The sequence below is a fragment of the Pseudoalteromonas sp. RB2-MNA-CIBAN-0110 genome, assembly GCF_040309305.1.
GTDB lineage: Bacteria > Pseudomonadota > Gammaproteobacteria > Enterobacterales > Alteromonadaceae > Pseudoalteromonas > Pseudoalteromonas arctica.
Window position 1 is genome coordinate 44,577 of sequence record NZ_JBEOOQ010000020.1, and the last position, 13,954, is coordinate 58,530.

Sequence of the window (13,954 nt, forward strand, 5' to 3'; positions counted from 1 at the left end):
CTGTTGGGAACTTAAGCGCTCTATAGTAAACTCGGTGGCACATTTAAGTGCAAGGGTATTCTAACATGAGTGAAAAATTTGTTGTTCAACTAAGCGAACAAGCAGCAGCGAGTCATTGGGGCGATAATGCGTCATTGTCTTTTAATGAGCGCGGTGCAACGGTTCATTTGTCTGAGCAAGAAACATTGAAAAATGTTCAAAAAGCTGGTCGTACTATTGCAATCCAAGGTATTAAAAACGTTGAATTAGCAGGTGATGCTTGGTGTACAGAAAGCCAGTGGGCTTTTTATCAAGGCTTTGTAACACCAAAATCGTTAAATGGTGTTGAGTTTGTTGATAACGCACAATCAGATATTAAAGAACTTGCTCACTTAAAAACGTCAGCAATTTGGGCACGTGAAATGGTTAACGGGACTGCCGATGACATTTACCCAGAAAGCCTTGCTGAAAAAGCAGCTGAGTTTATTCAATCATTAGCGCCTGAGCATGTAAGTTACCAAATTATTAAAGGTGATGCGTTACTAGAGCAACAGTGGATTGGTATTCATGCTGTTGGTCGCGGTAGTGTTCGCCCGCCAGTATTGCTTGAGCTTGATTACAACCCAACAGGCGACGAAAATGCACCAGTAAGTGCAGCGCTTGTAGGTAAAGGTATTACGTTTGACTCAGGTGGTTACTCAATTAAATCAAGCGAAGGTATGCTTGGTATGAAGTGCGACATGGGCGGCGCTGCAACAGTAACTGCAGGTTTAGCATTGGCTATTAACCGTGGTATTGAAAAACGTATTAAACTGTTTTTATGTTGTGCTGAGAACTTAATTTCGGGTCATGCATACAAATTAGGTGACATTCTTACTTATAAAAATGGCACGACAGTTGAAATTGTAAACACCGATGCTGAAGGTCGCTTAGTACTTGCAGATGGCCTAATGGCCGCAGGTGAGACTGGCGCTCCACTTATTATTGATGCAGCAACACTAACTGGCGCAGCGCTTGTTGCTGTTGGCCAAGAGTACAATGCATTATTTGCACTTGATAAAGAACTTGTACGTGAAGTTGAGAGTTTTGCATCTCAAGAAATGGAAGCTGCTTGGCCACTTCCTCTTGAAAAATGGCATCAACAAAACTGCCCATCTCCTTATGCTGATACGGCAAATAGTCGTGCGCAAAAAGGTGGCGGTTATGGCGGTGCATCGAATGCTGCAGGCTTTTTATCGCGCTTTGTGCCAAACGATGGCAAAGGCTGGGTACACATCGATTTAGCGGCTGCATTTAACATGGGCAGTACAAGTCAATGGGCAGCGGGTGCAACAACTCAAGGTATGCGTACAGTTGCTCGTACTTTACAAGAAAAAGCATAATATTTACTAAATTACGCTTTTTACGCTAAAAATAGGCACCCTTGGGTGCCTATTTTTTAATTTACAGGCAAGCAATTTTATTTCATTTACGGTAAAATCAGTCGCCAATACCTGTTTGAGTTTAATTTTTGCTTAACTCTAAGCTGCGCTCAAATCTTATATCCACCACTGGGGTTTCTAATTATGTCAGATAAGTGCTACATCACAGCTCAACAGCTGCTTGAAGATTCGTTCCGCGTAGCGGCACAAGTATACCAAGATGGCTTTCGTCCTGATTTTATTATTGGTATTTGGCGAGGTGGTGCACCGATCGGTATTGCTGTTCAAGAATATTACGATTACAAAGGCATTGAGACTGATCACATTGCAGTACGTACATCGTCTTATTACGGTATTGGTAAACAGTCGAAAGAAATTAAAGTACACGGCTTACATTACATTGTAGAGAACGCAAATGCAGGTGATTCATTATTAATTGTTGATGATGTATTTGACTCAGGTCGTAGTATTGTTGCATTAAAAGAAAAGCTTTCAGAGCTTATGCGCTTAAACTTGCCACGTGATATTCGTATTGCATGCCCGTACTACAAGCCAAAAAACTCAAAAGTAGACACTGTTCCAGATTATTATATTCATGAATCTGAAGAGTGGTTAGTGTTTCCGCATGAACTATCGGGTTTAACACCGGATGAAATTATTGCTGGTAAATCTGATCTTGCGAAAATTCATGACATTTTGCTAGAGAAGTAATTAGTAATTTGCATAAATAAAAAAAGGCCGTTAAGGCCTTTTTTTATTTTAAAGCTGAGCAAAGCTATCTACGTATTCACTTAGTTTTGGTATATCGACTGCTTGCAAGCCATCGTTACTTCTAAGTACCAAGCCTTTTTCTACGAGTTCTGTAACAACACGTCTGTAAGCTCGCTCAGTGGTAGCAAAACGTTCGGCTTCAGCATTTACAGTTGGGTAGGCTCTAAGTAGCGTAGGGTTGTTGTTCTCGGCCCTTAGTAAGCAATCTTTAGCTATGTTATAGCTAAGTGGTAGTAATAACTTATCTAAATTGATTTTTTGGTTTTCCTGAAACTTAGCCGCAATAGTTTGTGCTGTGTATAAGCTTAGTTCTGGTTTTTCGAGCAGTAGAGCACGCCAATGCCTTAATTCAATAAGGTTATAAGTGACATCGCTAAAGCACGTTACCGTATATATACACGGATTATTATTTAGCGCTTCTATTTCACCAATAAGGGTGTTGTTACAATCCAATTGTCCTAACAGCAGGCGTCGTCCATTACCTACGTCGTAACTAAACGACACAGTGCCACTGCGTACAAGCACAAGCTTGCTTAAAGGCTGATCTTGATGGATCAGAACTTCTTTTTTTGATTGTTGATAGCTACTACCGGCAAAGGTTAAAAGCTGATCAACAAGGTAACTAGAAAAATGGTATTGAAACATCAATGTGCTCTTCGGACATTTGTCCTATTTATTACATCTTAATGACGATAGCATTAAGACACTAAGAATTTACGCTAACTTGCTACTAATATTATTAGCTTTGCTAAGAGTATTATTTTACCTTCATTTCCCGTGTAATGATTTAAGAATTTGCTGGTATTTTCCGGCAAACTTTTTCAGGTTTTTTAAGCAGGTTAGCTTTTTTATTTTGTTGTAACTTTGCAATACTTACAAGTGCCATAAGATAGCAGTACATGTAATGCTAACCTAAAGGCTAGGAGAGAACAATTGAGTTGGGAATATTTAGGTTATATTGCATCAGCTTTATTGGTTGCATCGTTAACAATGACAGATGTAGTAAAACTACGTTGGTACAACATGTTTGGTTGTATTGTATTTACTGCATACGGTGTTGCCATTGGCGCAGTGCCTGTTATTTTTACCAACGGCTTATTGTCGCTTGTAAATTTATACCACATTATAAAAATATATCGCCAACCTAAAGTTGAAGACGCTAAAAGCTAAAATAAGTTATCTGCACAAAGTAAGTTAATGGTTTTAATTAAAATCAAAAACTTCAGCTTTTGTGCAGTCCAGCTTAAAGCGTATATAGATAATCTCATATCACTCTACATAACTTACCTTGATGAACCTTTGAACCATGCTGTAATCTCCTACTTAAAAGATGATTACCTTAGGTTTTAATACGTCGATCGTTAGCTAAATACTGTTCGCGGTTTAGATATAAATAAGTGCTTCTAAATTTCATAAAAAAATCCGATAGCAGTAAACTGCTATCGGATTTTTATCTGTTATACCAACCTACTTACATATGCTATTTAATTCATTAAATTGCTTAAATATTTATGCAGGTAGGCACTATGGTATTTACGCTTTTTCTAAATCTTCAACGTCACCTAAACCTGCAGTTAGCTCTTCAAGTAATTGCTTTATTTCTTCAGAAGCTAAAATAAAGTCAGCATCAAGTTTTAAAGCCATATCTTCTTTAGGTATATCTGCGTTTTCTTCTTTTAGAGTTTCAGAGTAGCTTAAACGTTTGATAGAGCCATCGTTTTGCAGCATAAACTTAAGACGCTCTTGCCAATCAAGTGCAAGTTTAGTTACGCGTTTACCACTTTCTAAATGCGATTTAACTTCATCACACGATAGATCATGACCTTTAAGCTTTACTTGTGCGCCGCTGTCGTCTGCTTCTTCAAGTTCAGCGTCTGAGCCAATAGCAAAACCTTCTGGTGTACTAAAGTTAGTTAACCAATCAGTTAAAAACACATCTAGATCGTAGTTAGCAAACGCAGGTACAACCGGAAGCGTTCCTAACGATTTACGAAGTAGTGCTAGTAGCTCTTCTGCTTTATTAAAGCTGCCACTATTTACAACAACCCAACCGTTTTCTTGGTCAATAAAGGCAAATTGTAAGCTCGACTTTTTAAATGCTTGAGGTAGAAGAGTATGAAGAATGTTTTCTTTTAATTCGTCTTTTTCTTTCTTTTTAACTGGGCGGTTTTCTTCAGCTTCTATCAGATCAATTTTCTCAGCAACTAGTTCATTAATAACAGAAGCAGGGAGTACTTTTTCTTCGCGTTTAGCGCAAACTAGAATACTTTTTTGAGAAAAATGCGATAGCGTATCGCCATGTTTTCCAAACGCTTTTGTCCAACCAAATGTTGCAAGCTCTTGACCAGTACATGGGCGAAATAAATCTTGCTCTAATGCTTTATCAAAGTCTTCTTGAGTATATGAAACGTCTTGCTTAAAGCGGTAACAAATAAGGTTACTAAACCACATAGGGGAATTGATCCATTTGAAAAATTTGTACAATCATAGCAATAAAAACAGTATCTCGAAATGACTGATTTGTTACTAGGGCGTGTTGAACTTTATGGATTGAAATTTGTTCAATCTAGGGGCGATTAAATCGCGGCGCGAGATTTGTAACCTAGTGGGCTAAGTAAAAACCGAGCAAAGCTTCCGCGTCCTGCTCACGCCCCTTACCTACATCCATGTAGGCAACAAAGAGTTAATCGTCCCTAGAAAGAACCCAGAGGGCAGCGCATGTTTGGTATTTATGCTGCGTTATCGCCTATTTATGGGGAATAACCACACTACATAGGCTCTGCCTTGCCTAAAAACCAAACATGTTGCTGCAAATTCAACCACCAAAGATTAACACGCCCTAATAATTTAATGCATATACTTTTATTTATTCATATTTATCAAAAATAGGCAGTGGCTTAGCCATGTTCTTCGGAAATTGAATATAGTAACGCAGACCTTTGCCCGGTTCACTCGTTGCATCAATAGAGCCACTAAGGGTTTGCTTGACCAAATTAAGCATTATATGGGTGCCTAATCCGCTACCGCCTTCATCGCGTTTGGTAGTAAAAAATGGGTCAAATAATTTTTTTAATTGCTCGTTGGTAACACCGTTACCGTCATCTTTGTAATCAATAGTTAAGTTAGTGTCATCAGCGCTTATTTTAATATCCATTACACCGTTGCTTTTACCTTCAAAGCCATGAATAAGTGAGTTCATAATTAGGTTAGTAAAAATTTGGCTTATAGCCCCTGCAGGTAGATTTAAAACTAAATCATCAGGACATTCTAATTTTATAGTATGGGATGTCTTTTTTAGTTTTGGGTGCAGTGAGCGTATTACTTCGTTAGTGTAATCTTTAAAGTTAATGGTTCTTACTGCTTCACTGGCTTGATCGACCGCTATTTGTTTAAAACTAGCTATAAGCTCCGAAGCTCTATCTAAGTTAGTGGTTAGTAAGCTTGTGCTTTGCTTTGCTTCGTTAATAAATTCTTCTAGTGCTTTTGGCGAAAGTGTTTTTTCGGTATAAGCATTTTCGAGTTTATTTAAGCGTTCTTGTAAAAATGATATTGCCGTTACACCTATCCCAATAGGGGTATTTATATCGTGTGTAATACCTGCCACAAGTCCGCCTAGCGCAGCCATTTTTTCTGTGCCTAATAAACGTTCCTGTGCAAGGCTTAACTCTTCTATATAGCGCTGAGATTCAGTTTGCTTTGTAATTAACTCTTGCTCTGTGCTGCGGCGTAAGTCTACTTCTTCGGTGAGGACAATTTTTTGCTTTTCGAGTTCGTATTTTTGCTGCTGTAAATCCATCATTGCTTGGCTTAAGTTGGATGTTTTACGGGCTACGTCTTGTTCAAGTTGTATGTTGTGTTGATCAAGCTTTTCGTTACTTATAATGAGTTCTTTTTGGGTGTGTTCAAGCTCTTTTCTATACTGAACCACTTTATCTATTAGTTTGTTAAATGACTGCTCCATCACTTTTAGTTCATTATGTTCTTCTGTTTCTATTTCTATATGTTGACCTTCTAGCTCGTCTAGTTCTAAATTTTCTAGTTGCTCAGTGAGTTCTGCTAAAGGGTCTGTAAGAAGTTTTCTAAATGCCATTAAAAATAAGATGATCAAAAAGGTGGTTTTAATCATCGCATTACCAATCAAAAAGTAGATTGATACCATAATGCGGCTAAAAACAACTTCTCGACTTGAGAATAAGGTAACGTCACCAACTTGAGTAGCACGACCTGAAAATTCAAAAATAAGTGGAAAGGTATAACCAAATAAACCCGATTTTGCGTCTTCTAAAATAACCTCTTCTTGTACTAACTGTTGGTTATATAGCTTGTGTATATCAAGAGATCGCCCTAGCTGTGAAATAATTTCGCCGCTGTCGTCTCGAACAATAATCCCTTCAATCATGGGAATGGCGAGTAAACCTTCTGCTGTTGTAATTGTTTGCTTGGTATTAAGCTCCCAAATTGCACGTGTTAAGCTGCGACTAAAGGTTTTTTGTAAGGTACTAAGTTCATCGCGAATATAGTCTTTAGTATTGACGTATTCAGCAAGCACTTGTCCACAGGTCACTACAAAGGTAAGCAAAAAATAGACGGATAAAACGCTAGTCAGTAGCTTCTTAGAAAGACTTTTTTGTAACATGAGTGACTTGTTCATCCTTTATTATTTTTGTAACGTTACGGTAGTAATTTAAAAGTTAGTCAATAAACCTCTAAAAATAAATAAAAAAGTTAAAATTTAATAAGATAAACCCAAAAAGTGAGCGTGTAGTATCAAAGTATTTAAACCAAGGTATAAATTAATAAATTCGTTATCTGTTATGTATTGTAGGTTTAATTAGTATTTGCTTTGGTTAATTATATCTTAAACGGATTTATTCTATATTTATCATTGTATTAAATTATTAATGCGCTGAGTGCTTGGAGGCGTGTTAAAGTGTCTAAAATGCAATGGAAGGCATTAGTTTAATAACCTTTTAATAACTTTGATGGTTGTGTAGTAGTAAACATGATGAAATTTTCGATATTAGTCTGTGACGATTCTGCAGTTGCCCGTAAACAAGTCGTGCGGTGTTTAAATGAATGTATAGACGCTCAAATACAACAAGCTACAAATGGAGCGCACGCTCTAGAACTTTTACGAGCACAAAGCTTTGATTTATTGTGCTTAGATCTCACCATGCCCGAAGTTGATGGTATACAAGTACTCGAGACTATAAAAATAGAAAAAATAGAGTGCTTTGTTTTAGTTATTTCTGCCGATATACAAGAGAAAATGAAGCAACGAGTCGCACAACTTGGCGCAATAGACTTTATCGATAAACCTATCAATAAATCTAACTTAAACGAAATATTGCATAAATTTGGCATTCATTAGGTTTTTTCATGTTAAAAAAGGCTGTTTTATCTTTTAATTTAGGGTTGACAGCATAGCCTTTGTTAAGGCAGTCTTAACATATGAAAACAATTAATCGCGTACTGACCATTATTATTACAACCATCATTCTTACTGGATAGTGGCATAGGTCGGTGCAACAAATTTAAAGGCCTGTGTTCACTTAGAACACAGGCCTTTTTTCGTTTTATGGGATGAGGAACATAAACAATGCGAGTTTTAAAATTTGGTGGGTCTTCGCTTGCCGACTATGCATGCTTACAACAGGTAGCTCAGCTAGTTAAAGTACAATTAAAAGATGAAATGCTTTTGGTACTTTCTGCTCCCGGTGGAATGACCGATTCGCTAGTTGCACTTGCAAGTGCTGCAGAACAAGGCTTAGATTTTTCGCAGCAATGGCAAACATTAGTTAGCCGCTGTGAAGGTTTGAAAGCTGACGTTGAAAAAAGTGGTGTAGTAGTTACAAGTTGGCCAAACTTAGGCGAACTTAAAAATAAACTAGATGGCGTGTCACTTATACAATGTTGCCCTGATCAGGTTCGCGCATTTGTGATTAGCTTTGGAGAGCGCGTTAGCGTTTCTTTAATGCAGGCTTTATTGAACTCGCACGATGCAAGATACTTAGAAGCAACAAGCTGTATCGCTTCAACTGGCGGTTATATTGACGCTGAGGCTGATTTAGTAAAAAGTAAAGCGCGCTTTCAAGCTGTGCTCAAAGAAAGCCCTGCAACTATCTATATCATGCCTGGTTTTACAGCGAGTAATGATAAAGGTGAGCTTACAACGCTTGGCCGTAATGGCTCAGATTACTCAGCAGCAATTGCAGCAGCATGTTTAGAAGCTGAAATTTGCCAAATTTGGACAGACGTTGATGGTGTATACAGTGCTGATCCTCGTTATATTAAAAAAGCGACTAAAGTAGATTTTTTATCTTATAAAGAAGCGATGGAGCTTTCTTACTTTGGTGCAAAAGTACTTCACCCTAAAACAATTTTACCGTGTGCTAAAGCAGGCGTGCCGTGCGAAATTAAAAATACGCATAACCCAGACGCACAAGGCTCATTAATTGGTAACGATTATTCATCAGATGAGCCAGTAAAAGCGCTTTCGAGCCTACAAGACCTTGCAATGCTAACTGTCTCAGGGCCAGGCATGAAAGGCAAAGTAGGTATGGCGTCTAAGGTATTTAACGCGCTTGCTCACGATAACGTATCAATTGTATTGATCACGCAGTCATCATGCGAATTCAGCATTAGCTTTTGTGTACACGAAACAGACCTAGCACTTGCACTTGATGCGCTACAAACTGCATTTGAGCTTGAATTACAAGCAGGGCTTATTGAGCCTGTACAAGTGCAGCGCAATTTAGCCATTGTTACTTTAGTGGGCGATAACATGCGCGCGCACCGTGGCTTAGCGGCTAAGTTTTTTGCATCGCTTGCACAAGCGCAAGTAAATATCGTGGCAATTGCACAGGATTCTACAGAAAGTGCTATTTCAGCAGTAATTGATGGTGAGTTATGTAACGACGCCGTAAAAATATGCCATGAAAACTTTTTCACGCATGTGCCGTCAATTGATGTGTTTTTACTAGGTTGTGGCTTAGTAGGGCAAGAGCTTATTAATCAGCTTGAGCGCCAGCAAGCGTGGCTTGAAAAACGTAATATTAAACTTAACTTGTATGGTGTTGCTAACTCTCGCCAATTACACCTTGATAGTGAAGGTATTGCTTTTGGTGATTGGCAGCAAAAATTGGCCTCATCTGAGCAGGCGTTTGATTTAAAACTAGTAGAGCAGTTTGTTAAGCAAAATCATTTAGTAAACCCTGTGCTTGTTGATTGTACGTCGTCGGATGCACTTGCTGCGCAGTATGTAGACTTTTTAAATGCAGGTTTTCATGTGGTTGCTGCCAATAAAAAAGCAACAACAAGCTCATACACGTATTACCAAGATTTAATTGCAGCAACACAAAAAAATAATCGTAAATTTTTATACGAAACAAACGTTGGTGCAGGCTTACCAGTAATCGACAACTTACAGTCATTATTTGGTGCCGGTGATGAGTTATTAGAGTTTAGCGGTATTTTATCAGGTTCACTTTCGTATATGTTTGGCGCACTTCAAGATGGTTTATCACTTTCTGAGGCAACTATTAAAGCCAAAGAAAGTGGCTTTACTGAGCCAGATCCTCGTGATGATTTATCGGGTACCGATGTCGCACGTAAGTTATTGATCATCGCTCGCGAAGCCGGTATGAAATTAGAGCTAAGCGATATTGAAGTTGAGTCAGTATTACCACCAGGTTTTGCACAAGGTGATAGCGTTGATGAGTTTATGGCAAAACTACCAAGCTTAGATGCTGATTTTAACGACCGTATCAAAAGCGCTGCGAGCGAGGGTAGGGTACTTCGCTATGTAGGCACAATTAAAGAAGGCCACTGTAAAGTAGGTATTGAAGCGGTAGATGCAAAGCATGCGCTTAGTGTCATTCGTGATGGTGAAAACGCACTGGCTATTTTAAGCCAATACTACCAGCCACGTCCGTTTGTAATTCGTGGTTATGGCGCCGGCTCGGAAGTAACAGCCGCGGGTGTATTTGCTGATATTTTAAAAACGTTATCGCGCTAGGAGCTCGTTATGATTGAAGTATATGCTCCGGCGTCTATTGGTAATTTTGCAGTGGGTTTTGATGCCCTTGGCGCAGCGCTTGCGCCAATTGATGGCAGTTTGTTAGGTGATGTAGCCGTTGTAAGCGCAGCACCAAGCGACGAATTTATTTGCACAGGCGAGTACGCTCACAAGTTACCCAGTGATGCTAATGAAAATTTAGCGTACCAGTGCTTAGTGCATTTTAGAGCGCATGTTGCGCCTAATATGCCAAGCGTAAAGCTCGAGCTTAAAAAGAACTTACCAATTGGCTCAGGGCTTGGATCTAGCGCGTGTTCGGTCGTGGCTACCTTTGCTGCCCTTGATAAGTTTGCAAAAACTAATTTAAGTCAGGTTGAGCTTATTGAACTGATGGCTGACTTTGAAGCTGTAGTAAGCGGCGGTCGTCATTACGACAACATCACGCCATGTTATTTAGGTGGCTTGCAGTTAACAGGTGATTTAATTCCTGATAAATCGATTGCACTGCCTGTTGATGAAAACTGGTACTACGTTGCTGCGTTTCCTGGTTTTTCACTCAACACTGCAAAAGCGCGCTCTGTTTTACCAAAAGAGTTGAACATGCATGCAAGTGTTGAGTTTGCTCAGCGTTTGTCGGCATTTAGTAGCTTACTGTTAACTAACCGTTTTGACGATGCGCTGAGCATAATGAAAGATGAAATAGCAGAACCTTACCGGGCACCGCTTATTAAAGGCTTTAGTGAAGCCAAAGCAAGCTTGCCAGCACTGGGCGCTAAAATAGTCAGTATTTCGGGCGCAGGACCAACCTTATTTACTGTGTGTAAAACACTTGAAGCTGCACAGCAATGCGCGCAGTGGTTAGAAACCAATTACATTAACGAGCAAGGCTTTTGCCACATTTGTAAATTAGATAACGACGGCACGCGTCAATTAACAGTTTTATAGGATAGGTAGTCATGCAATTACATAATTTAAAAGATAGCTCACAAAAAGTGTCGTTCGTTGAAGCTGTAAAAACAGGTTTGGGTCGTAACCAAGGTGTATTTTTCCCAGAATCACTGCCGCCACTGTCCGATGTTGATGCATTGCTTGATATGGACTTTGTTACGCGCAGCGGCAAAATATTATCTCACCTAATTGGTGATGAGTTACCAAGCGATACCGTGGCACAAATGGTTAAAAATGCATTTAACTTTCCAGTTAAGCTGGTGGAAGTTGAAGAGAACACATACTGTTTAGAACTGTTTCATGGTCCTACACTTGCGTTTAAAGACTTTGGTGGTCGCTTTATGGCAGAGTGTTTAACGCAGTTTAATAAAGACGAGAAAGTAACTATTTTAACAGCAACATCGGGCGATACCGGTGCAGCCGTTGCGCATGCTTTTTACAACAAACCAAATATCGATGTTGTTATTTTATACCCTAAAGGCAAAATTTCACTTGCTCAGCAAAAGCTATTTACTACGCTAGGTAACAATATTCATTGTTATGCAGTTGAGGGCAGCTTTGATGATTGCCAAGAGTTAGTTAAAAATGCCTTTTTAGATGAAGAAGTTAAATCAACACTTGGGCTTAACTCAGCTAATTCAATTAATATTAGCCGTTTAGTTGCTCAGGTTTGTTACTACTTTGAAGCCATTGCACTGCTACCAAAAGAAAAGCGCGCAACAGCGCATATATCAGTGCCAAGTGGTAATTTTGGTAATGTGTGCGCCGCAATGATTGGTGCGGTTATTGGTTTACCTGTAGGTAAATTAAGTGCAACAACAAATCAAAATGATACTGTGCCGCGCTTTATGCTTGATAAAAACTGGACGCCAAACGCAACGCTTGAGTCGCTTTCAAATGCGATGGATGTAAGTAAGCCAAACAATTGGCCGCGTGTACAAACAATGTTAGATAATAACTGGTTTAGCTACGATAATTTTTATTCAATAAGCGTAAACGAGCAAGACACGCAAGCCGTGATGAAAAAAATTCAACAAACTGGCTATGTTGCAGAGCCTCATACTGCTATTGCTTACCAAGGTCTTGTTGAAAATCGAGCGCCAGGGGCCGCGGGTATCTTTTTAGCGACAGCTCATCCTGCTAAGTTTAAAGAAAGCGTAGAGGGTATTCTAAATATTGAATTAGGTATGCCAAAACCACTTGCTGATGCACTAGCAAAACCATGCCTAGCAAGCGATATGAACGCCGATTACGACGCGTTACGTACCGAAATGCTCGCTAAATTAGGCTAAGTTAAATTAAAAGGAAAAGCGGCTTGAGCCGCTTTTTTTATAACTTTATACGGATGAATACACTTAGTTATATTTACTAATTAAATGTAGTAAATATAATTCATTTAAAATTATTATGGCTTTATAAAAAAATATCATCTTAAAAGAGCTGTGAAATAGTTTCAATCCCTGTTTAAATATCCTCAACTTAAGAGCGTAGGCAAAGAGTCGTTTAAAGCGTACAATAAAGCCTCTAAAAAACACCATACACGTTGCCCTAGGAGACCCCAATGTTAGAACGTAGCATGAATATTTCGGATTTTGATCCAGAGTTATTTGACGCGATAACCAAAGAAACTGCTCGCCAAGAAGAGCATATCGAACTAATCGCTTCAGAAAACTACTGTAGCCCACGCGTACTAGAAGCGCAGGGTTCACAGCTTACAAACAAATACGCAGAAGGTTACCCAGGCAAACGTTATTATGGCGGTTGTGAGCATGTAGATGTTGTTGAGCAATTAGCAATTGACCGTGCTAACGAATTATTTGGTTCTGACTACGCTAACGTGCAGCCACATGCTGGTTCGCAAGCTAATGCTGCTGTTTTTCTAGCATTATTAGACGCTGGCGATACTGTATTAGGTATGAGCTTAGCTCATGGTGGTCACTTAACTCACGGTTCTCACGTAAGCTTCTCTGGTAAGCTTTACAATGCAATCCAATACGGACTAGATGAAGCAACGGGCGAAATTGATTACGCACAAGTTGAAGCACTAGCACTTGAGCACAAGCCAAAAATGATTATTGGTGGTTTCTCAGCGTACTCTGGTATTGTTGATTGGGCTAAATTCCGTGAAATTGCTGACAAAATCGGTGCTTATCTGTTTGTTGATATGGCTCACGTTGCGGGTTTAATTGCGGCAGGCGTTTACCCAAGCCCTGTTCCTCATGCACACGTTGTAACTACAACTACGCATAAAACACTTGCAGGCCCTCGTGGTGGTTTGATTATTTCTGCATGTGGCGACGAAGCAATCTACAAAAAGCTTAACAGCGCTGTTTTCCCTGGTGGCCAAGGCGGTCCTTTATGTCATGTTATTGCAGCAAAAGCAGTGGCATTTAAAGAAGCACTTCAACCAGAGTTTAAAGTATACCAAACACAAGTTGTTAAAAACGCAAAAGCAATGGTTGCTGTAATGCAAGAGCGCGGCTACAAAATCGTTTCTGACAAAACTGAAAACCACTTATTTTTACTTGATTTAATCGATAAAGATATCACTGGTAAAGATGCAGACGCAGCCCTTGGTAACGCTAACATCACAGTTAATAAAAACTCAGTACCGAACGATCCACGCTCACCATTTGTAACATCTGGTTTGCGTATTGGTTCTCCTGCAATTACTCGTCGTGGTTTTAAAGAAGAAGAATCAAAAGAGCTTGCTGGCTGGATTTGTGACGTACTAGATAACATTACTGATGAATCTGTACAGGCGCAAGTTAAAGAAAAAGTAAAAGCAATTTGTGCAAAATTACCTGTTTACGCTTAA

At 39.3% G+C, this 13,954-nt stretch carries 11 protein-coding genes; 8 read left to right on the top strand and 3 right to left on the bottom strand.

Annotated features, from left to right (window positions below; genetic code table 11):
- The first annotated feature begins 65 nt into the window (after window positions 1-65).
- Together pepB and AAEY68_RS11360 are read left to right on the top strand one after the other, a co-directional pair.
- On the top strand, window positions 66-1,361 hold the full coding sequence (pepB, locus tag AAEY68_RS11355; RefSeq protein WP_024589754.1) for an aminopeptidase PepB: 1,296 nt from the start codon (window positions 66-68) through the stop codon (window positions 1,359-1,361).
- Window positions 1,362-1,544: 183 nt separating this feature from the next.
- Window positions 1,545-2,111 (top strand): phosphoribosyltransferase, encoded by a 567-nt coding sequence (locus AAEY68_RS11360; RefSeq protein ID WP_007377478.1) that lies wholly within the window; start codon window positions 1,545-1,547, stop codon window positions 2,109-2,111.
- A 48-nt stretch (window positions 2,112-2,159) separates the two neighbouring features.
- Here AAEY68_RS11360 and AAEY68_RS11365 read toward each other — a convergent pair whose 3' ends face one another.
- Window positions 2,160-2,816 (bottom strand): Crp/Fnr family transcriptional regulator, encoded by a 657-nt coding sequence (locus tag AAEY68_RS11365; RefSeq protein ID WP_002962665.1) that lies wholly within the window; start codon window positions 2,814-2,816, stop codon window positions 2,160-2,162.
- Window positions 2,817-3,104: 288 nt separating this feature from the next.
- Here AAEY68_RS11365 and AAEY68_RS11370 point away from each other — a divergent pair, with 288 nt between their 5' ends.
- The gene (locus AAEY68_RS11370; protein WP_002962663.1) at window positions 3,105-3,341 is read left to right on the top strand and encodes a YgjV family protein; all 237 of its coding nucleotides are present in this window, start codon (window positions 3,105-3,107) and stop codon (window positions 3,339-3,341) included.
- 363 nt (window positions 3,342-3,704) lie between these two features.
- Here AAEY68_RS11370 and rdgC read toward each other — a convergent pair whose 3' ends face one another.
- Complete coding sequence (gene rdgC, locus AAEY68_RS11375; RefSeq protein ID WP_024589755.1) at window positions 3,705-4,622, bottom strand: recombination-associated protein RdgC; 918 nt, start codon at window positions 4,620-4,622, stop codon at window positions 3,705-3,707.
- A 415-nt stretch (window positions 4,623-5,037) separates the two neighbouring features.
- Window positions 5,038-6,807, bottom strand: a complete 1,770-nt coding sequence (locus AAEY68_RS11380) for a sensor histidine kinase (RefSeq protein ID WP_010554589.1) — start codon at window positions 6,805-6,807, stop codon at window positions 5,038-5,040.
- Between the two features lie 366 nt (window positions 6,808-7,173).
- On the opposite strand from AAEY68_RS11380, the gene AAEY68_RS11385 reads away from it, so the two are divergent.
- The 5 genes from AAEY68_RS11385 (at window position 7,174) to glyA (ending at window position 13,954) form a co-directional block, all read left to right on the top strand.
- Complete coding sequence (locus tag AAEY68_RS11385; RefSeq protein ID WP_024589756.1) at window positions 7,174-7,542, top strand: response regulator; 369 nt, start codon at window positions 7,174-7,176, stop codon at window positions 7,540-7,542.
- 228 nt (window positions 7,543-7,770) lie between these two features.
- Window positions 7,771-10,188 (top strand): bifunctional aspartate kinase/homoserine dehydrogenase I, encoded by a 2,418-nt coding sequence (thrA, locus tag AAEY68_RS11390; RefSeq protein ID WP_350585946.1) that lies wholly within the window; start codon window positions 7,771-7,773, stop codon window positions 10,186-10,188.
- Window positions 10,189-10,197: 9 nt separating this feature from the next.
- On the top strand, window positions 10,198-11,133 hold the full coding sequence (gene thrB, locus AAEY68_RS11395; RefSeq protein WP_350585947.1) for a homoserine kinase: 936 nt from the start codon (window positions 10,198-10,200) through the stop codon (window positions 11,131-11,133).
- A gap of 11 nt (window positions 11,134-11,144) precedes the next feature.
- On the top strand, window positions 11,145-12,428 hold the full coding sequence (gene thrC, locus AAEY68_RS11400) for a threonine synthase (protein ID WP_350585948.1): 1,284 nt from the start codon (window positions 11,145-11,147) through the stop codon (window positions 12,426-12,428).
- 269 nt (window positions 12,429-12,697) lie between these two features.
- Window positions 12,698-13,954: a serine hydroxymethyltransferase gene (gene glyA, locus AAEY68_RS11405; protein ID WP_024589760.1), complete on the top strand. Its 1,257-nt coding sequence runs from the start codon at window positions 12,698-12,700 to the stop codon at window positions 13,952-13,954.